Origin of the sequence: Streptomyces sp. NPDC058751 (genome assembly GCF_042746485.1) — a bacterium.
GTDB lineage: Bacteria > Actinomycetota > Actinomycetes > Streptomycetales > Streptomycetaceae > Streptomyces.
Genome location: NZ_JBHYPZ010000010.1, coordinates 175,994 through 195,109, shown reverse-complemented (window position 1 = coordinate 195,109; position 19,116 = coordinate 175,994). Strand labels below are relative to the sequence as shown.

Annotated in this window: 17 protein-coding genes; 5 read left to right on the top strand and 12 right to left on the bottom strand. The window is 73.3% G+C overall.

Annotated elements, in window-relative coordinates:
* Positions 1-63: 63 nt before the first annotated feature.
* The 11 genes from ACFW6B_RS12715 to ACFW6B_RS12665 form a co-directional block, all read right to left on the bottom strand.
* A complete protein-coding gene (locus ACFW6B_RS12715; RefSeq protein WP_386594994.1) occupies positions 64-813 on the bottom strand; it encodes a spherulation-specific family 4 protein in 750 nt (249 codons plus the stop codon).
* Positions 801-1,763, bottom strand: a complete 963-nt coding sequence (locus ACFW6B_RS12710; protein WP_386594992.1) for an NAD-dependent epimerase/dehydratase family protein — start codon at positions 1,761-1,763, stop codon at positions 801-803. Before ACFW6B_RS12710 ends, ACFW6B_RS12715 begins: the two co-directional genes overlap by 13 nt.
* A 257-nt stretch (positions 1,764-2,020) precedes the next feature.
* On the bottom strand, positions 2,021-3,268 hold the full coding sequence (locus ACFW6B_RS12705) for a hypothetical protein (RefSeq protein WP_386594990.1): 1,248 nt from the start codon (positions 3,266-3,268) through the stop codon (positions 2,021-2,023).
* A complete protein-coding gene (locus ACFW6B_RS12700) occupies positions 3,265-5,061 on the bottom strand; it encodes a DUF3492 domain-containing protein (protein WP_386595031.1) in 1,797 nt (598 codons plus the stop codon). The genes ACFW6B_RS12705 and ACFW6B_RS12700 overlap by 4 nt, the downstream gene beginning before the upstream one ends.
* A 211-nt stretch (positions 5,062-5,272) precedes the next feature.
* On the bottom strand, positions 5,273-7,033 hold the full coding sequence (locus ACFW6B_RS12695; RefSeq protein WP_386594988.1) for a dipeptide ABC transporter ATP-binding protein: 1,761 nt from the start codon (positions 7,031-7,033) through the stop codon (positions 5,273-5,275).
* On the bottom strand, positions 7,030-8,028 hold the full coding sequence (locus ACFW6B_RS12690) for an ABC transporter permease (protein WP_386594986.1): 999 nt from the start codon (positions 8,026-8,028) through the stop codon (positions 7,030-7,032). The genes ACFW6B_RS12695 and ACFW6B_RS12690 overlap by 4 nt, the downstream gene beginning before the upstream one ends.
* Positions 8,025-9,098 (bottom strand): ABC transporter permease, encoded by a 1,074-nt coding sequence (locus ACFW6B_RS12685; protein ID WP_386594984.1) that lies wholly within the window; start codon positions 9,096-9,098, stop codon positions 8,025-8,027. Before ACFW6B_RS12685 ends, ACFW6B_RS12690 begins: the two co-directional genes overlap by 4 nt.
* A 4-nt stretch (positions 9,099-9,102) precedes the next feature.
* Positions 9,103-10,821 (bottom strand): ABC transporter substrate-binding protein, encoded by a 1,719-nt coding sequence (locus tag ACFW6B_RS12680; RefSeq protein WP_386594982.1) that lies wholly within the window; start codon positions 10,819-10,821, stop codon positions 9,103-9,105.
* A 200-nt stretch (positions 10,822-11,021) separates the two neighbouring features.
* Positions 11,022-11,114, bottom strand: coding sequence for an Ms4533A family Cys-rich leader peptide (locus ACFW6B_RS12675; RefSeq protein WP_386594980.1), 93 nt, complete (start codon positions 11,112-11,114; stop codon positions 11,022-11,024).
* Positions 11,115-11,175: 61 nt separating this feature from the next.
* Complete coding sequence (locus ACFW6B_RS12670; RefSeq protein ID WP_386594978.1) at positions 11,176-12,807, bottom strand: DUF3152 domain-containing protein; 1,632 nt, start codon at positions 12,805-12,807, stop codon at positions 11,176-11,178.
* An 8-nt stretch (positions 12,808-12,815) separates the two neighbouring features.
* Positions 12,816-13,805, bottom strand: a complete 990-nt coding sequence (locus ACFW6B_RS12665) for an alpha/beta fold hydrolase (protein ID WP_386594976.1) — start codon at positions 13,803-13,805, stop codon at positions 12,816-12,818.
* Between the two features lie 159 nt (positions 13,806-13,964).
* Here ACFW6B_RS12665 and ACFW6B_RS12660 point away from each other — a divergent pair, with 159 nt between their 5' ends.
* The 4 genes from ACFW6B_RS12660 (at position 13,965) to ACFW6B_RS12645 (ending at position 16,080) form a co-directional block, all read left to right on the top strand.
* Entirely contained in the window at positions 13,965-14,183 is a 219-nt protein-coding gene (locus ACFW6B_RS12660) for a hypothetical protein (RefSeq protein ID WP_386594974.1), read from the top strand.
* Between the two features lie 204 nt (positions 14,184-14,387).
* Positions 14,388-15,029, top strand: coding sequence for a TetR/AcrR family transcriptional regulator (locus ACFW6B_RS12655; protein WP_386594972.1), 642 nt, complete (start codon positions 14,388-14,390; stop codon positions 15,027-15,029).
* A gap of 205 nt (positions 15,030-15,234) precedes the next feature.
* Complete coding sequence (locus tag ACFW6B_RS12650; protein WP_028801993.1) at positions 15,235-15,462, top strand: DUF3107 domain-containing protein; 228 nt, start codon at positions 15,235-15,237, stop codon at positions 15,460-15,462.
* 348 nt (positions 15,463-15,810) lie between these two features.
* Positions 15,811-16,080, top strand: coding sequence for a hypothetical protein (locus ACFW6B_RS12645; protein WP_386594970.1), 270 nt, complete (start codon positions 15,811-15,813; stop codon positions 16,078-16,080).
* Positions 16,081-16,172: 92 nt separating this feature from the next.
* Here ACFW6B_RS12645 and ACFW6B_RS12640 read toward each other — a convergent pair whose 3' ends face one another.
* Positions 16,173-16,934, bottom strand: a complete 762-nt coding sequence (locus ACFW6B_RS12640; RefSeq protein WP_386594969.1) for a ferritin-like fold-containing protein — start codon at positions 16,932-16,934, stop codon at positions 16,173-16,175.
* Between the two features lie 471 nt (positions 16,935-17,405).
* Here ACFW6B_RS12640 and ACFW6B_RS12635 point away from each other — a divergent pair.
* Positions 17,406-19,116 (top strand): DEAD/DEAH box helicase (locus ACFW6B_RS12635; RefSeq protein ID WP_386595028.1); only part of this gene is annotated, 1,711 nt, incomplete at its 3' end.

Below are 19,116 nucleotides of genomic sequence, written 5' to 3'. Positions count from 1 at the left end.
GGGGACTCCGTTGGTCGGTCTATCACTACGGTTGTTCTCCGCGTAACACTGCCACGCCCTTCTTCATTCCGAGACACCCGTTCCGATCCGCGAGACGATTTCGTCCCAGTAGCCGGGCATCGTCTCCCAGGGGTCGACCGTCCCTCCTTGATCGGAGCGGTCGGTGAAGTAGATCGTCGAGGCTCCCTGCCAGCGGGCGATGCGCAGGGCCTCCTCCAGGTGCCCGCGCGGCACGCCGTGGACGAAATGGCAGAAGCGCTCGGGGGGATAGTCGGCGGTCCACTCGGCGACCTGGGACCAGCGGTACTCGGTCCAGGGGCCCGAGAAGGTCACCAGTTGGTCGGCGCTCTCGGCGTATCCCGGGTGCGGGTGGGTGCCGTGACCGAACACAATGTGGGCGTCGTCCCTCAGGGCGCGCAGCTCGCCGACGGTCCGGCGGACGTCGGGCAGCGCGGCGCGTTCGGTGGGGCAGCGGTCGAGGATGAATCCGTCGGCCTGGTACCAGTCGACATGGCGGCGCGCGTCGGCGATCACTTCACGGAAGGCGCGTACCCCGTGGGCGGCGTCGAGGAGTCCCAGCACCCGGACGCCCGCGTTGCGCAGCCGTCCCGTGGCCTCCAGGCAGCGCGGGTCGGGCCGCTCGCCGGGACCGCTGTCCACGTTCAGGACGACCCAGTGCAGGGGGGTGCCGGGGCGGGTGAGTTCGCCCCACTCCAGCGGAGCGACGAGGGGGTGCGCATAGCCGGGGACGCCGAAGCCGAGCCCCAGGCCGGTGCTCGCGCTGCCGGTGGCGGTCCTGGTCAGATACGACATGCCGCCTCCATCCAGATGTCGGCCAGGGACTCCTCGAGGTTGATCCGGGGCCGCCAGCCGAGCCGGTCGCGCGCGGTGCGCACGTCGGCCTGCTGCCAGCTCCCGCAGCCGTCCGGGTAGGGGTACGACACCGGGGCCACGTGGTCGGGCTCGGGGCGGGGGTGGCCGATGGCCGGCCTCATGGGCGGTCCGGGCGGGCCGTCGAGTTCGTGCAGGCTGCCGCTGTAGCCGGCGACGCGGGCGAGGACGGCGGCGGCGTCGCGGAGACGTACCGCACGGCCCGAGCCGATGTTGATCACGCCCTGCGCGGCGGACAGGGAGGCGGCGTGGACGGCGCGGGCGACATCACGGACGTCGATGAAGTCGCGCTGGACACCGAGGCCGCCGAGCTTGAGCTCGCCGTCGCCGGCCTGCATGGCGCGGCGCAGGGCCTCGGCGAGCCTGCCGAGCGGGGATCCTGCGGGCGTCCCGGGTCCCGCGGGGGAGAAGACGCGGAGCACGACGGCGTCCAGGCCGGAGCCGAGGACGAGTTCCGTCGCGGCGAGCTTGCTCACCCCGTAGGGGCCGCCCGGGCGCGGGACGGCGTCCTCCGGGGTGGAGGAGCCGGGCTGGCTGGGCCCGTACTCGGCGCCGCAGCCGATCTGCACGAGCCGGGCGCCGCAGCCGCTGCGGCGCAGTGCCTCGCAGACGGTGGCGACGGCGACGGTGTTGTGCCGGGTCAGCTCGCGGGCACCTCCACGGGTGGCGCCCGCGCAGTTGATGACGACTCCGGGGTGCACCGCGTCCAGGAAGCGGGTGAGGGCGCCGGGGCTGCCCGAGGCGAGGTCGAACCGGACGTCGGCGTCGTCGCCCCGGCCGAGCGCGGTGAGCTGCACGGCCGGGTCGGCGAGCAGCCTGTCGGCGACGAACCGGCCGAGGTAACCGTTGGCTCCGATCAGCAGGACCCTCATCGGGCGGCTCCCGGGGCGGATTCTCCGGTTCGGGAGGTGATCATCTGGCTTTCTCCTTCGAGGTGATGCCGTAGGTCGGGGAGAGGGCCCGCGGTGTCGGCCCCGCGGGGGACAGGGGGTCCGGATCCGGGAGGCTCGCCCGGGCTCCGGGGAGGCTCACGGCGGTGGGGCGTCGTGGGCCGGTTCCGGACGGCCCCGGGCCGTCCGGCCGGACGGGCCGGCGGGCCCGGTGCGCCGCGGCCCGGATCGGTCGCGGCTCATGCGGCCTCGCAGGGCGGGGCGTGGGCCGAGGCGCGGGTGAGCGTGCGTGTCGCCTGGACGAGGAGGACGAGGGCGCCCGCCCCGCAGGCCAGGGCCGGCACGGCTCCGGCGCCCGCCGCTTCGACGAGGCTGTCGACGGGGACGGCCAGGAACGAGCAGCCGGGCAGTCGTGCGGCGAAGACCGTGACGAGGGCGGTGGCCTCCGCCGCGCCCGCGCCGGCGAGCACGCGGCCCGGGACGCGGGTGAAGCCGCGTGCCGTGAGCAGCCGTGCGAGGAGGAGCAGCGCGCCGAGGGCACCGGCTCCGGCGTAGGCAGGTGGCTCGTCCAGTGCCGTCCCGCACAGCGCGAGCAGCCCGCACAGCGCGGCCGTGAACAGGCCGAACGTCCCGAGGAGCAGGGGGCGCGCGGAGGCGGTGAACTCCTCCAGGCCGCGGCTCGCGCTCAGTCGTCGGCGGGCGCGGGCGGCGAAGAGGTGGGCGCACCAGGCCGCCGGGGCGCAGGCCAGGCAGAGGGCCAGCACGGGGGCCGTGGCCAGGGGCCAGGGGCCGTGCGGGCCGCCGTCCAGGGCGGCGCTCAGCAGTCCGTCGCCGACGAGGGCGTACACGATGAGCCAGCAGGTCCACGCGCGTGCGGCGCCCGTCGTGCGGCGCGAGGCGCTCAGGGGCCCGTTCCGGAGGGCGAGGTGCAGGCCCGACGCGACGGCCAGGGCGCCGAACGCGGCGACGGCCGGACGCTGTTGCCCGGGGGCGAGCCGCAGCCCGACGACGAGGGCCGCGCCGAGGACGCCCGGCGCCAGGGCGAGCACGGCCCAGTAGGGGCGCGGGCCGGGGCGTCCCGGGGTCTCGGTGCGGGGGGACGCCTCCCCGTCGCGGGCCGCTCGGGCGTACATCTCCTCGGCGAGCGAGAAGACGTCCCGGTGCCGCAGGCGGGCGGCGGTCCGGTCGGTGACGCCGTGCGCCTCCAGACCCGCCGCGATCTCCAGCGGGTCCACGGCCCGCTCGCAGAGCTCGTGGTGCCGGTGCATGAGTGCCTTCACGGGGTCCACCGCGCCCCGGTGCTCACGGGTGCCGGGGCTCGTCATGACGGAGCTCTCGGTGCTGGAGCTCTCGGTGCTGGAGCTCTCGGTGCCGGGGCTCACCGTGCCGGGGCTCACCGTGCCGGGGATCGTCGTGGGGGGCCGGTGGGTTTCGTCCGGGGCGTCGAGGTCGTGCGGGGTGCCCGGTCCCGCGCTGTCGATCGTCACGCGCCCTCCCCCACGGAAACGGGAACCGATGCCGGTGCCGGTGCCGGTGCCGGTGCCGATGTCGATGTCGGTACTGGCACGGCGGCTCGGACGGGTGCCCCCTCCGCCCAGCGCGGCCGGCGCTCGGTCATGAAGCGGGTCCTGGTCCAGCGGCCGGGCACACGGGCCTCGGCGGGGACTCCGAAGGGCAGCGGCTCGCCCTCGTCGTCCACGGGGACCCGGCGTACCGGCGAGTGCGAGACGATCTCCAGGTAAATGCCGTGAAATGCCGCGACGTTCTGCTCGACGGTGAAGAGTTCGAGCGCGCGGGCACGGGCGGCCGCGCCGAGCCGCTCACGGCGCTCGGGGTCGCGCAGCAGCGCCACGCACGCCTCCGCGAGCGCCCGCGGATCGCGCGGCGGAACCACGAGGCCCGTGCCGCCGATGACCTCGACGACCGCTCCCACGTCCGTGGATACGGTGGCCCGGCCGCACAGCATGGCTTCGACGAGGCCGACCGGGAAGCCCTCGACGACGCTGGACAGGACGACCAGGGCCCCGCAGGCGTAGGCCTCGGCGAGGCCCGGGATCCCGGGGCCGCCGATCTCCTCGAAGGAGACGGGGTCGTCGCCGACGCCGTGCCCCCCTTCCGCCCCGTCGGGGAAGAGCCGCGCGGCCAGCGCCTTGCAGTGGGCCAGATAGGCGGCGGCCTCCGGGACCTCGGCGGGGGCTCCGACGATCCGCAGCCGGGCTCCCGGCTCGGCCCCGCGGATCTGGGCGAAGGCGTGCAGCAGGGAGACCAGGTCCTTGGCCGGCTCGACACGGCCGACCCACACGAGCGTGCCGGGGTCCGCGCACCGGCTGCCCCGCGCTCCCTCCCCGACGTCCGCGAAGCGCGCGGCCTCCATGCCGGGGTGGACGGTGCGCAGCTTGGCGCGGTCGGCTCCGCAGCGCTCCTGCCAGCGGCGGGCGTGGGTGTTGCCGGGCGTGACGATCGTGGCCGCGCGGTAGACCTCGGTGGCCAGCCGGCCGTGGAACGCCGCGAGCAGCGCCCGCACGGCGGGGGCCTCTTCGAGGGTCGTGGCGGCCAGGTAGTGCGCCCGCAGGTGCACGCCGTACTCGGTGACCAGCAGCGGGACGCCGAGGAAGTGCCGGGCGAGGAGACCGGGCAGCGCCGCCGCCCCGCCCGCCGTGGCGTGGCAGAGGTCGGCCGAGCCGAGCGTGTCGTCCTCGTACCAGTCCAGGGAGAGGGGGCGCAGGGCACGTTCGACGTGCGCGGCGACGGTGAGCAGGTCGGGAACGCGCGCGGTGCGGGCCGTACGGAGTGCGCCGGGTGCGCGACAGGCACGTTCGAGGACGCTCATCGCGCTCTCGGAGCACAGGGCGCGGGCCAGTCCGCCCTCGTCCCGGGCGAGTTCGGCCAGCCCGTACAGGGCGCTGGCGAAACGGTCCGCCTCGGCGTCGACGGAATCCGCCGGTCCCCCGGTCAGGTCCCCGGGGACTCCCGGGTCCCCGGCTCGCGGCCCCCCGCACACCGCCGCGACCAGTTCTCCGTACGCCTCGGCGAACCGGCGGCGGGCCCGGCGCCCGTACACCACGCCGTCGTCGTGGGCCGTCCACAGCGGGGCCGTGCGGACACGACCGACCTGGGGCGGCAGCCGGACCCAGCCCTGGTCCTCCTGGCGCTCGGTGCGGCTGAGCGCGTAGACGTCGAACCGGTGCTGCCCGAGCCCGCGCACGAGCCGGTCGCACCAGAGTGCGGCGTCACCGCCCACGTACGGATAGCCACCCTCCGTAAGCAGTCCGATGCGCACGAGCACACCCCCGATCTCCCGTATGGGGAGCCGCCGTTGACCCGGCGGCTCGCAGCGGGACGAAGGTATGCGGACAAGGAGGGGGTACGACGGACGGTTGTCCGTCGCACCACCAAAAGGGGTGAACGGTCGTAACTTTCCCGCGCAGGCCGCGTTTCGTCGCGCTACGAGATCACGCGGGCTCGTTCCTGCGGGGGCACCGGCCCCGGGATCACGCCTGCGACAGCTCCTTGCGTTCCGCGCGGCGCCGTACCGCGGCCTTCGGGTCGAGCGCCGGTACGGCGGCCAGCAGTTGCCGGGTGTACGGGTCGCGGGGACTCTCGTAGACCTCGTCGGCGGGACCGTGCTCGACGATCCGGCCGCGCCGCATCACCGCCACGTGGTCGCTGACCTGGCGCACGACCGCGAGGTCGTGCGCGACGAACACCAGCGCGAGCCCGAGTTCCCGTTGCAGTTCGCCGAGCAGGGCGACCACCTGGGCCTGTGTGGTGACGTCGAGCGCGGAGACCGGCTCGTCGCACACGATGACCCGCGGTTCGGCCGCCAGTGCCCGCGCGATGCCGACGCGCTGGCGCTGTCCGCCGCTGAACTCGTGCGGATAGCGGTCGTAGTGCGCTCCGTCGAGCCCCACGCGCTCCAGCAGTTCCCGTACGCGCCCTCGGACGCGCCCCTCGTCCTTCTCCCCGCGCGCCCTCAGCGGGTCGGCGACGGACTCGCCGACGCTGCGCCGGGGATTGAGGGACGACACCGGGTCCTGGAAGACCATCTGCACCGAGGGCCGGACGCCGGACCGTTCGCGCCCCTCGTGCCGGACCACGCCGGCGGTGGGTTCCAGGAGTCCGACCAGCATCCTTCCCAGGGTCGTCTTCCCGCTGCCGCTCTCGCCGACGACGCCGAGGGTCTCGCCCCGGCGCACGGTCAGCGACACGTCGTCGACGGCCGCGAACCGCCGCTTCCCGCGCCCGAACTCGCGCCGGAGCCCGACCGCTTCGAGCACGACGTCGTCCGGCCGGACGGCCCCGTCCGGACCGGCACCCTCCGGACCGGCACCCTCCGGACCGGCACCGTCCTCGCGCCCGGTCCGCCCGGTCCGCCCGGCGGTCCGCGGTGTGTCCACGCGGGGGACGGCACCGAGGAGTTCGCGGGTGTACGGCTCCCGGGGTGCGCCGAGGACGGCGTCCACCGGCCCGTGTTCGACCGCGCGGCCGTGCCGCATCACCAGGACCTCGTCGACGCTCTCGGCCGCGACCCCGACGTCATGGGTGACCAGCAGCAGCCCCGTCCCGGTCTCGTGCCGCAGGGTGTGCAGGAGGTCGAGGATCTGCGCCTGGACGGTCACGTCGAGGGCCGTGGTGGGCTCGTCGGCGATCAGGAGCTCGGGTTCGCAGGCCAGTGCCATGGCGATGAGGGCGCGCTGGCGCATGCCGCCGCTGAACTCGTGCGGGCGCGAGCGTGACCGGCGGGCCGCGTCGGGGATGCCGACACGGTCCAGCACGTGCACCGCACGCGCGCGGGCCGCCCGCCGGGACGCCCTGGTGTGCGCCCGGTACACCTCGGCGATCTGGTCGCCGATCGCGTAGTACGGGTCGAGGGAGGACAGCGGGTCCTGGAAGACCATGGCGGCCTTCCCTCCGCGCAGCCCGCGCAGTTCGCCGTCGGAGGCCCGCCGGACATCGACGCCGGCCACGCGGACCGTGCCGTCGACGCGCGCTCCGGTGCCCCGGTGCAGTGCCAGCAGGGCCGAGGCCACGGTGGACTTGCCGGAGCCGGACTCGCCGACCAGGCCGAGGGCCGCGCCCTTCTCCAGCCGGAAGGAGAGCCCGTCGACGGCGCGCAGCCCCCCGAAGTCGACGACGAGGCCGCTCACTTCGACCAGAGGGGCGGCGGAGGCGGCCGGGGACGTGTCCGAGGAGGGGCCGGACGCCGCGCCCGCCCCCTTCCGGCGCCCCGCGGAGAGGATCGAGTCGCTCATGCCGGCACCACCCGTCGGTCGGCCACCGCGTAGAGCACGTCCGCGACGGCGTTGGCGACGACCACGAAGAAGCCGGTGACCAGGACCGTGCCGACGACCACGGGAAGGTCGACGACGTTCACCGCGCGCACCAGTTCCTGGCCGATGCCGGGCAGTCCGAAGAGCGTCTCGGTGAGCACCGCCCCGCCGACCGCGGCCCCGAAGGTGTTGGCGTTCAGCGCGATGATCGAGGCGAGCGCTCCGCGGACGGCGTGCCGCCCGATGACCGACCGCTCCCCCACGCCGTACGCGCGGAAGGTCCGGATGTGGTCCTCGGCCAGCGTCTCCAGCATCGAGGACCTGGTCAGCCGGGCGAACGCGGCGGCTTCCACGAGGGCGAGCGAGAGCCAGGGCAGGAGCAGGTTCCACGCCCACTGTTCGGGGTCGTCGGAGAAGTCCACGTACTGCGGGAAGGGCAGCAGTTCGAGTTGGCCGCAGACGACGATCATCAGGATCAGCCCGACGACGAACACGGGGGTCGCCGTGCCGGCGAGGGTGATCCCGGTCAGCAGCCGCTCGGTGAGCCGGCCGCGCCGCCACGCGGAGAGCACACCGGTGCCGACCCCGAGCACGAGCCACAGGACCATCGCACCGAACACCAGCGACAGGCTGACCGGCAGTTTCGCCAGGATCAGACGGGTGACCTGCTGGTCCGTCCGGTACGACAGGCCGAGGCAGGGGGCCGGGCAGTGCTGGACGGAGGTGCCCGTCGAGTAGTCCCGGCCGACGAGCAGTCCCTGGAGGAAGTGCCAGTAGCGGACGTACAGCGGGTCCCCGAGGTTCAACTGCTGGGCCACCTGGCGCACCTGGAGGGGCGAGCAGCGCGGGCCGCAGGTGATCTGGGCGACGTCGCCCGGAGTGGCGTAGAAGACGACGTAGACGATCACCGAGACGGCGAGGAGGGTGACCGCCGCGCCGAGGGTCCGGCGCAGGACGAATCCGGTGAAGCCGCTCATGCCGTGGCCCCCTTCGCTCCGTCGGCGGGCGGGCCCGGCCGGGGCACGGTGCCGCCGTCCCGGGTGTCCCCGCCCGCGTCGGCCCTGGCCTCTCCCCTGCGGCCCGTGCCGACGCGCAGGCGGGAGGCCGCGCGCGGGTCGAGGGCGGTGCGCACGCCGTCGCCGAGGACGGTCAGGGCGAGGACGGTGACGAACAGCGCGCCCGCGGGCAGCAGCAGGTACTGCGGCGCCGCCTGGTACCAGACGTCGGCGGAGGTCAGCATCTGTCCCCAGGACGGTGTCGGCGGCTTCACGCCGACGCCGAGGAAGGACAGGGCGGCCTCGATGCCGATGTTCGCCGGCACGAGGAGCGCGGAGTAGGTGATGAGCGGGGCGGCGAGGCCCGGCAGCAGTTCGCGGCGGGCGATCCGCCAGGTGCTCCAGCCGCTGAGCCGCGCGGCGGCGACGTGGTCGAGCTGCTTGAGGGTGAGCGTCTGCGCGCGCACGACCTTGGCGAGGGTGCCCCAGGCGATCAGGCCGATGACGAGGGCGACCAGGACGGGCCGCGGGAAGCCGGCGGGCACGACGGCCAGCAGCGCCAGCGCCATGATCATCAGCGGCAGGGCGACGATGATCTCGGTCACCCGGCTCAGCACCTGATCGACCCATCGGTTCCCGAGGGCGGCCGCGACGCCCACGACGACGGCGAGGAGGACCTGCACCAGGGTCGCGGCGAGCGCTACGCCGAGGGAGACCCTGGCGCCGTGGACGAGACGCGCGAACAGGTCGCGGCCGGTCTGGGGTTCGACGCCGAGCCAGTGGTCGGCACCGATGCCGCCGAACCGGCCGACGGGGACGCCGCCGCGCGCGGAGTCCACCAGCGAGGGGTGGTAGGTGGTGGGGTCCTGGCCCTCGATCGCCGTGAGCAGGGGCGCGGCGAGCGCGATCAGGACGAGCAGCGCGACGACGGCCGCCGCCACGAGGGCGGCGCGCTGCGCACGCAGCCGCCGCCAGAACCGACGGGCCCCCGGGGCCCCCGCGGCGGACGGGTCCGCCGCGGGGGCCGGGGAGGCGACGAGTGCCTGGCTCACGGCGTCACTTCACCGCGACCTGGGAGATGTCCAGAACGCCGGTCCAGTCGCTGATCACGACGTTCTTGACGCCCTCGCCGTACAGGCGCTTGTAGACGGGGTGGAACAGCGGCACGGTCAGCGCCCGGGCGCCGATCTTCTTGTCCAGTGCGCCCCAGCGCTCGGCGGCCTCGTCGAGGTCGGTCAGCTTGTTGATCGCGTCGATCTCGTCGTTGACCGACTCGTCGTTCAGGAAGCCGGAGTTGAAGTTGGCTCCGTCCTTCACGATCTGCCGGCCGTCGAAGATCGGGGCCAGGAAGGGGCCGCCGGAGGGCCAGTCGGCACCCCAGTGGGCGAGGAAGAGGCCCGGCTCGTCCTTCACGCTGTGGATCCTGTCGCTGTAGTCGTTCTCCTCCAGGCCCTGGAGCTTGACGGTGATGCCCGCCTTCTTGAGCGCGTCCTGGACGGCGGTCGCGATCTCGGGGCTGGTCTCGAAGTCCTTGCTGTTGGAATGGGTGAGCGTGATGGTCAGGCCGTTCTTGTGGCCCGCCCGCGCCAGGAGTTCCTTGGCCTTGGCCGCGTCGCCGGAGGCGCCCGCCGGGAAGTGGTCGTAGGGCGTGTGGCCGAAGGACTTCTGGTTCGGCAGGTACGTCGTCGCGGGCTCGGCGAGCGAGGAGCCGCCCGCCGCGTTGATCACCGAGGTGCGGTCGACGGCGTACGAGATCGCCTGACGCACCTTCGGGTCGTCGAACGGCTTCACCTTCGGGTTGAACGCGAGGTAGTTGGTGTAGCCGAAGTGCCCGGTGCCGACGCGCGAGGCCAGCGCCTTGTCCCCGGTCACCTCGGCGAGCTCGGCCGGTCCGAGGTTGGTGTCCGTGGTGACGGCGGCGGCGTCGGCGCCCTGGGAGGAGGACAGCCGCTGGTTGATGACGGCGGAGTCCAGGCCGGACCGTACGTCGATCCTGTCCGGGTACGCCTTGCGCTCGGCGTCGGTCGACGCGGACCAGTGGGTGTTGCGCTCCAGGGTGAGGTGCTCGCCGTCGTTCTCGTTCTCGACGACCTTGTACGGCCCCGAGGAGACCGGGTGCTCCTCGTACTTCGTGCCGGTGTCCTTGGCCTTCGGCACGGGCGCGAACTGCGTCTGCGTGGCCAGGTAGGGGAACTCGCCCTCGGGCTTGTTCAGGTGGAAGACGATGGTCAGCTCGTCCGGCGTCTCGATCGAGTCGAGGCCCTTCTTGTCCTTGTAGGGGCCCTGGTAGTCGGCACCTCCGATCAGCCAGTCCCTCAGATAGGGCGCGCCGCCGGAGAGTTCGGCCGCGAAGGAGCGCTCGATGCCGTACTTGATGTCGGCGGAGGTGATCGGCGTGCCGTCCTCGAACTTGAGACCCGCCTTCAAGGTGTACGTCCACACGGTGGCGTTCTCGCTCGGCCGGCCGGTGTCCGTGGCGAGGTCGGGGACGACCTGGGCACCGGCGGCACCGTTCTCGCGGTTGCGGGTGGTGAGCGTGCGGAAGACGAGCGAGGGCACGTTGCCGCCGCCGGAGGTGTAGAGCCGGGCGGGGTCGAAGTCGTCCTGCGGGTTGGCGTTCAGGACGGTGAGCGTGCCGCCCTTGTGGGGCCGGGAGTCACCGCCGGGGCTCTTGGCATCGTTGTCCTCAGGGCCGCAGGCGACGGCGCCCGCTGCCACGAGGAGGCTGACGGATGCCGCGGCCACGCGGCGCGCTGTGACGGACGGTTGACGCATCGGAAGACGACCTCTCGGATGACTCGGATACTGAGACGGAATGACACGGAGTGAGACGGCGGAGCGCAGAGCTCGCCCAGGGCGTCAGGCGTCGGAGTCCGGCCGGGCCGAAAGGGGCACGGGCGCGCCGAACCACGGGGGTTCGGCGGCGCACGGGAACAGGACGGGAAGGAGAGCGACGCACTCGCCGGGGGCGGGCGTCAGCAACAGTGGATGTCGGCCACGCAGATCGCGGTCACGCCGAAGAGCGCCAGCTCGAGAGCGGCGCGAACGGAGACGTGACGGGGCGACATGCCGAAAAATATGAACGATCTTTCGACGCCTGTCAACGAGACCGGCGCCTTTTCGTCAACTCTACGGATAAACCCAGGAGTTGGGCCGGCAGTGGATTCCGTCGTGGTCGAGGAACTTGCTCTGCTGCTGCATGACCGGGGCGAGGTCGCCGTCCTCCTCGCAGGTGACGTGCCCGTATCCGAGCCGGTGGCCGACCTCGTGGTTGATCAGCATCTGCCGGTAGGCGTGGATCTCGTCACCGAAGCCGTAGGTCTTGGACCCCTGGGCCCAGCGGTACGCGTTGATCATGACGCGCTCGGTGGACGCCGAGTCGCACGACACGTTGTCCACCGTCGTGTCGAGCCCCGACTTGGCGCACCACTCGGCGGTGGTGCCGGGACTGGCCAGCGTGATGACGAAGTCCGGCTCGCCGGAATCGATCCTCTCGAAGGTGCGCTCGCCGCCGTGGGCCCAGCTCCTCTTGTCGTTCAGGGTCTTCTGCACGGCGTCGGCGAAGAGCGCGCCGTCGAGAGGGAGGCCCTTCTCGATGTCGACGCGGTAGGTGTACTTGCGTCCCTTGCCGGGCGCCTTGGCGAACCCGGGCACCACGTCGAACTTCCCCGACCCCTTGAGCTTCGCCCCGAGCGGGTACGTCCTGGCCATCTGCTGCGCGTACGTCAGGGGCACCGCGGCCACCTGCGGCTGTCCCGACTGGGTCGGCCGGTCGTCTCCGCGCGAGGCGGAGTCCTGGGCCGCGCGGCCGCCGGTGTCGGCGGACCGCGCCCGCGTGTCGGTGTCGTCGCCTCCCGTGGCCATCTGTCCGGCGACGACGACGGCCAGCACGGTGGTGACGGCGGCCGCCGCGATCCCGGTGAACGCCCATCCCTTGCGGCCCTTGCCGTCACCCTGGTCGCCGGGTCCCGCCGACGGCCGGTCACCGGTGCCGGCGGACCGGGCGCTCCAGTCGGCGGAGTCGTCGAACGCGGTACGGGGGCCGCCCGTCGGCCCCGCGGCGCCGCCGCCCGGCCGCTCGTCGAAGTCGAACGCGTCGAGGTACGCCTGCCGGGGTCCCGTCACGGCCTGCCGGCGCTGCCGGGGCACCCGCTCTCCGGCGGGCGCGCCGCGAGAGGCCCCGCCGGTCCCGGACTCCCCCCAGCCGCCGCCCTGTTCACGCTGCTCGGGGTGGCCGCCCCGCACCTGCGGCGTTCCGTGCGCGGGCGTCCCGTCGGGAAGCCGCGGCGTTCCGTGCGCCGGGGTCCCCTCGAACGAACGCGGCACCCCACGCGCGGGAGTGCCGTCCTGGAAACGCGGAACACCGTGCGCCGGAGTGCCGTCCTGGAAGCGCGGGGCCCCATGGGCCGGGGCACCGCCCTGGAAACGCGGAACACCGTGCGCCGGAGTGCCGTCCTGGAAGCGCGGGGCCCCATGGGCCGGGCTCCCGTCCTGGTGACGCGGCACCCCACGCGCGGGAGTGCCGTCCGCCACCCGCGGAAAGCCGTGCGCCGGAGTCCCGTCGGAGAATCGTGGCGCGCCCTGCTGCGGGCGGCCGCCCTCGGGCGGGTACGGACCCAGGGGACCTGGGTTGCGTGTCGCCGCGCGGCGGGCGCCGTCCGGGCCCGGTGCCGGCGCAGGTGCCGTCTCTTCCGCCGGAACCGCTCGCGTCCGTGCGGTGTCCGTCTTGTCGGCCCGCCCCCGACGACTGTGTCGTCCCACTTCCCGCCTCAGCTCTCCGCGCCGACTGCCACCGATGGGGTCGGCTCTCCCAGATCCGCCAGGAGTTCGCGGAAGGCGGTGGCGACCGCCTCCGGATACTCCATCATGGCGACGTGCCCCGCCTCCGGCAGGGAAAGCAGCCGGGAGTCGCGGAAGGCACGGGCCGCGCGCTGCGCCATACGGTAGCCGACAAGTTGGTCACGGCCTCCGTAGACCAGGAGCGTGGGGGCGAGCACCCGTTCGGCCTGACGCCACAGTCCGTGCTGCCCGCCGAGTGTGTACGCGTTCACGACACCCCGCGCGGAGCGTGCCATGGCGTCCCAGAAGTAGGGCAGGGCGAGCCGCCGTTCCATCTCCTCGACGGCATGGCGGAACCCCTCGGGAGTCACGATGCCGGGATCCCCGTAACAGAGGGCCAGCACCCCGCGTACGCGCTGCTCAGCGCTCCAGTCCTTGGTGAGCCGGGTGAACAGTCCCGCCACCCCCGGGAGGGCGAGCAGGGCGGTCGGCCAGGCGGTGCGCTGCGCGCGGATCTCGGGCAGCGCGGGGGACACCAGCGTGAGCGTCCGGACGAGGTCCGGCCGCGCCGCAGCGACGCGCGTGACGACGGCTCCACCGAGGGAATTGCCGAAAAGATGTACTGGCCCGCGTCCGGACGCGTCGAGGTGTCGGACGACCGCGCGCGCGTGTCCGGTGACCGAGTAGTCGCCGTCGTCCGGCGGCGGCGAGTCGCCGAAGCCCGGCAGGTCGACGGCCTCGCTCTCGACGAGCCCGTCGAGCTCGGCCATCAGCGCCGACCAGTTCTGCGAAGAGCCGCCCAGACCGTGCACGTACAGCGCGGGCGGAAGCCCCTCCCGGGCCGGCGGCCTCGACCGGATCGTCAGGGTCATGCCGGGCAGCCCGACCGATCTCAGCCGCTCCCCCTCGGCGACCCTGACGGCGCCGACCCTCGGCGTGACACTGGCGGCCGGTGCGGACGGGAGTTCGGTCGAAGACATGCCGCAATGTTACGAGACGATCACGCCGTGACTCATGTGTTCGCCGTCACAGATGGCGGACGGATCGCATAGCGCCCGGATCGCGTGTCTCCTAGGCTTCGAACGAGGGCACTCGTCCGCTTGTCAGGAGCGCACTCGTACCGTTCGGGAAGAGGAACCATGACAGTCGACCCGACAGACCCCGCAACGTTCGACGACCAGTTCCGGGAGATCCCCGACGTGGAGGCCCCCGAGGCCGACGCCGCCGAGCAGTCCGCCGAACTGGACCCCGTGGACGACGTCGACCCGGAACCCCCGGGCGACCGCCTCAACGCCGACGACGCGGATCTGGCCGAGCAGGCCCGGGTCGTCCGGCTGAACGAGGACGACTACAGGTGACCCCGCATCCGCAGGCGGCCCGGCATCGCTGATCAGGCCGCCGGGGCGACGCGCGCCCAGCTCGTCCCCTTCGGCACACTGTGCGCCGTCCCGGCCATGGTCCGGTCCGTGAAATTCTGCGCTCGCACCGCACACAGCAGGGTTACCGAAAAGTACGATGGCGACGCGGCGCACACCGCACGTGGACAACTTTTGGGAGGCGGCGTGACAGCCATCGAGCAGACAGAGGCAGCACGCCCGCGGGGCACTCGCCTGCCGCGCCGTGCCCGGCGCAACCAGCTCCTCGGCGCCGCCCAGGAAGTTTTCGTTGCGCAGGGATACCACTCGGCCGCCATGGACGACATCGCCGAGCGCGCGGGCGTCAGCAAGCCGGTTCTCTACCAGCACTTTCCGGGCAAGCTCGACCTGTACCTCGCCCTGCTCGACCAGCACTGCGAGTCCCTGCTCCTGGCTGTGCGCACGGCTCTCGCGTCGACCACGGACAACAAGATGCGCGTCCGCGCGACGATGGACGCCTACTTCGCGTACGTGGAGGACGACGGCGGCGCGTTCCGGCTGGTCTTCGAGTCCGACCTGACCAACGAGCCGGCGGTGCGCGAGCGCGTCGACAAGGTGACGCACGAGTGCGCCGAGGCGATCTGTGACGTCATCGCGGAGGACACGGGCCTCTCGCGCGCGGAGTCGATGCTCCTCGCCTCGGGTCTCGGCGGACTGGCGCAGGTGGTGGCCCGTTCCTGGCTGCACAGCGACCGCACCGTCCCGCGCGACCAGGCGGTCCAGCTGCTGACCTCGCTCGCCTGGCGGGGCATCGCGGGATTCCCGCTGCACGGCACCGACCACCACTGACCCGCCGGATCGCCGGATCACCCGGCCGCCGGATCACCGACGCCGGGGAAGCGGCCGGGGCTCGCCCCGGCCGCTTCTTTGTTCCCGTCGGCTGTTCGCTCCTGGCGTTCCCGGGCGGAGCGTGCGCGTCCCCTCGCCGGGCTAGTGTGTGCTGCGTACGGCGCGTACGAACGCGCACATGACTGACCGTCGGAGGGACAAAGCCGTGGAGGTCAAGATCGGCGTGCAGCACGCGCCCCGCGAGATCGTTCTGGAGAGCGGTCAGACCCCGGAAGAGGTCGAGCGCGCGGTGTCCGAGGCGCTGGCCGGCAAGTCGCAGCTGCTGAGCCTCGTGGACGACCACGGCCGCAAGGTCCTGGTTCCGGCCGACCGGCTGGCGTACGTGGAGCTCGGCGAGCCCACGCAGCGCAAGGTCGGATTCAGCGCCCTGTAGGGCGACAGGGCGACGCAGCGGTACGGGAAGGGCCCGGTGACCTCGTCACCGGGCCCTTCCCGTGCGTACGCGCGTCCCACAGGTCCGCGCCGTGCGCGTCGGCCTTCGCGCCGCCGTTCCGACCGGCGCACGCTCGCGTCCGCCCCGGCGCACGCCCGGCCCCGTACCGCCGCACCGCATCCGCGTACCACCGCCGAGGGGCCGACGGACCGCCCCGCCCGCGCCGCGGCGCGCCCGCGGCCCGCAGATGGAGTACATGCCGGGCGTGGAGAAGGGTTGCGTTCCGAACGGCAGGGGTAGGACCGGCTACGACCGATTTGCCCAGGCCGTGCGGGAGGGACCCCCACCATGTTCTTGGAAGCGTTCGGCGCCGCGCTGCTCGGTCTCGCGCTGGCGTGGGCGGCCTCGTACCGCCTGCCCCACCGGTTGCCGTCACGCACCCTGGTCCTGCCGACCGGTGTGGCGGGAGCCCTGTTCGGTGCCTTCCTGACGCACACGACACTGGGCGCCGGGCACTTCCTGGCCATCCTCGTCGGTGCGGTGGCCGTCTCCGCGGCGCTGCTGTCGCTGCTGCTGCGGCCCGAGGAACGTTTTCGACGCCGCTCGGCGACGGCGTAGGTCCCTGAGGTCCCGCTCCCGGGACCGCGCACCACGCCCGTAGGGGGCGCGGCACGCCGACCAGGTCTCCGTACCGCCCGGCCCAGGGCTCCCTAGGCCGCCAGGCCCAGTGCCGCCATCCGCTTGGTGTGCGCCTCCGTGATCCGGGAGAACATCCGGCCGACCTCCGCGAGGTCGAACCCGTCCGCCACTCCGCCCACGAGCATCGTCGACAGGGCGTCGCGCTCGGCGACCACGCGCTGCGACTGGGACAGCGCCTCGCCCATCAGCCGTCGCGCCCACAGGGCCAGCCGGCCGCCCACACGCGGGTCGGCGTCGATCGCGGCGCGCACCTTCTCGATGGCGAAACCGGCGTGACCGGTGTCGTCGAGGACGCCGAGGACGAGCCCGCGGGTGTCCGAGTCGAGCCGGGCCGCGACCTCGCGGTAGAAGTCACTGGCGATGGAGTCGCCGACGTACGCCTTGACGAGCCCCTCCAGCCAGTCCGAGGGAGCCGTCTGCCGGTGGAAGCCGTCGAGCGCGGCGACGAAGGGCTCCATCGCCTCCGTCGGCTCCGCGCCGATCGCGGCGAGCCGGTCCCGCAGCTGCTCGAAGTGGTGGAACTCGGCGGACGCCATCTTCGCCAGTTCCGCCTTGTCGCTGAGCGTGGGCGCCAGCTTGGCGTCCTCCGCGAGCCGCTCGAACGCCGCGAGCTCGCCGTACGCGAGCGCGCCGAGCAGGTCCACGACCGCGGCGCGGTACTGCGGCTCGGCCGAGGCCGTCTCCCAGTTCTGCGCGGCCACTCCGGTGGCCGCGGGGGCGGTGTCGGCGGTGGCTTCGGCGGGCTTCTCAGCGGCGTTGTCAGGCGTCGTCATGAAGCGCACAATAGCCCGCCCGCGGCACGGGGGAAGTTCCTGCTCAACCTGTGTGATGACGACTACGTGACCAAATCGGCCATCACATGTGCGCGATTCCGGGGTATGGTGGTAATGCGCCCGCCGAGTATTCGACGGGCCGCACGAATGAGGATGCCCGGTCGGTGGCCCGATCGGCTCCGACCCGACAGCCCTCCTCGTCGGTACGGCACATTGCGTACGACATCCGGAGGGAACCCTCAGCGGCACGAGAGCTCGAGCGTCGGCAGTGGTCCCATGCCACTCGGCCCGCCCGTCAAGAGCGGCCGACGTCCCCGGCACGGTCCCGACACGACCCCCGCGTTCGCCTCGTACCGCGTACACAGAAGAGGCAGCACCCTGACTACGACTTTCCGAGAGCTCGGAATCCTCCCTGAGACCGCCGAAGCCCTTGAGGCCGTCGGCATCGTCAACCCCTTCCCCATCCAGGAGATGACGCTCCCGGTCGCCCTCTCCGGCACCGACGTCATCGGCCAGGCCAAGACCGGCACCGGCAAGACGCTGGGCTTCGGCCTTCCCCTCCTGGAGCGCGTCACCGTCCCCGCGGACGTCGAGGCCGGCCGGGCCAAGCCCGAGCAGCTCACCGACGCCCCGCAGGCCCTCGTCGTCGTCCCGACGCGCGAGCTGTGCACCCAGGTGACCAACGACCTGCTCACCGCGGGCAAGGTCCGCAACGTGCGCGTTCTGGCCATCTACGGCGGCCGGGCGTACGAGCCCCAGGTCGAGGCCCTGAAGATGGGCGTCGACGTCGTCGTGGGCACCCCCGGGCGACTGCTGGACCTCGCGGGCCAGAAGAAGCTCAACCTCAAGCACGTCAAGGCCCTCGTCCTCGACGAGGCCGACGAGATGCTCGACCTGGGCTTCCTGCCCGACGTCGAGAAGATCATGAACATGCTGCCAGCCCGCCGTCAGACGATGCTGTTCTCGGCGACCATGCCGGGCGCGGTCATCAACCTCGCGCGCCGCTACATGTCGCAGCCCACCCACATCCGCGCCGCCGCCCCGGACGACTCGGGCGCGACCGTCGCGAACATCGCGCAGTTCGTCTACCGCGCGCACAACATGGACAAGCCCGAGATGGTCGCGCGCATACTGCAGGCCGAGGGCCGCGGTCTCGCGATGATCTTCTGCCGCACCAAGCGGACGGCGGCGGACCTCGCCGACCAGCTCCAGCAGCGCGGCTTCGCCTCCGGCGCGGTCCACGGCGACCTCGGCCAGGGCGCCCGCGAGCAGGCGCTGCGCGCGTTCCGCAACGGCAAGGTCGACGTCCTCGTCTGCACCGACGTGGCGGCCCGCGGCATCGACGTCGAGGGTGTCACCCACGTCATCAACTACCAGTCCCCCGAGGACGAGAAGACGTACCTGCACCGCATCGGCCGCACCGGCCGCGCGGGCGCCAAGGGCATCGCGATCACCCTCGTCGACTGGGACGACATCCCGCGCTGGCAGCTCATCAACAAGGCGCTGGAACTCGACTTCGGCAACCCGCCGGAGACGTACTCCACGTCCCCGCACCTCTTCGAGGAGCTGAACATCCCGGCCGGCACCAAGGGTGTCCTGCCGCGTTCCGAGCGCACCCGCGCCGGGCTCGCCGCCGAGGCCGTCGAGGACCTGGGCGAGACCGGCGGCCGTGGCGGCCCGCGTGGCCGCGGTGGCCGTTCGGCCGCTCCCGCGGCCACCGAGCGTGAGCGCGCGCCGCGCACACCGCGCCAGCGCCGCCGTACGCGTGGCGGTGCGTCCGCGGAGGGGACGCCCGCGTCCACGGCCGCTCCCGCGGCCACGGAGCCCGTGTCCGCCGAGGCCACCGAGCCCCGTACGCCGCGCCGCCGCCGCCGTACACGCGGTGGAGCGGGCGAGGCCGTGGCGGCCGCCGCCGCTGCCGCCCCCGTGACCGAGGCCGCGGAAGCCGTCGTAGCGACGGCTGAGGGCATCACCGACGAGCCGGCCGCGCCGCGCCGTCGCCGGACCCGCAAGGCCGTCGCCGACACCGCGACGGTCGTGGAGACGGCCGAGGCCGTGGTGCCCGCCGCCGAGACGGTCACCGAGGCCGCCGAGACGGCCGAGGCCAAGCCCGTACGCCGACGCACCCGCAAGGCCGTCGCCGACGCCGAGATCCCGGCCCAGGCCGCCGAGGCCACGGAGA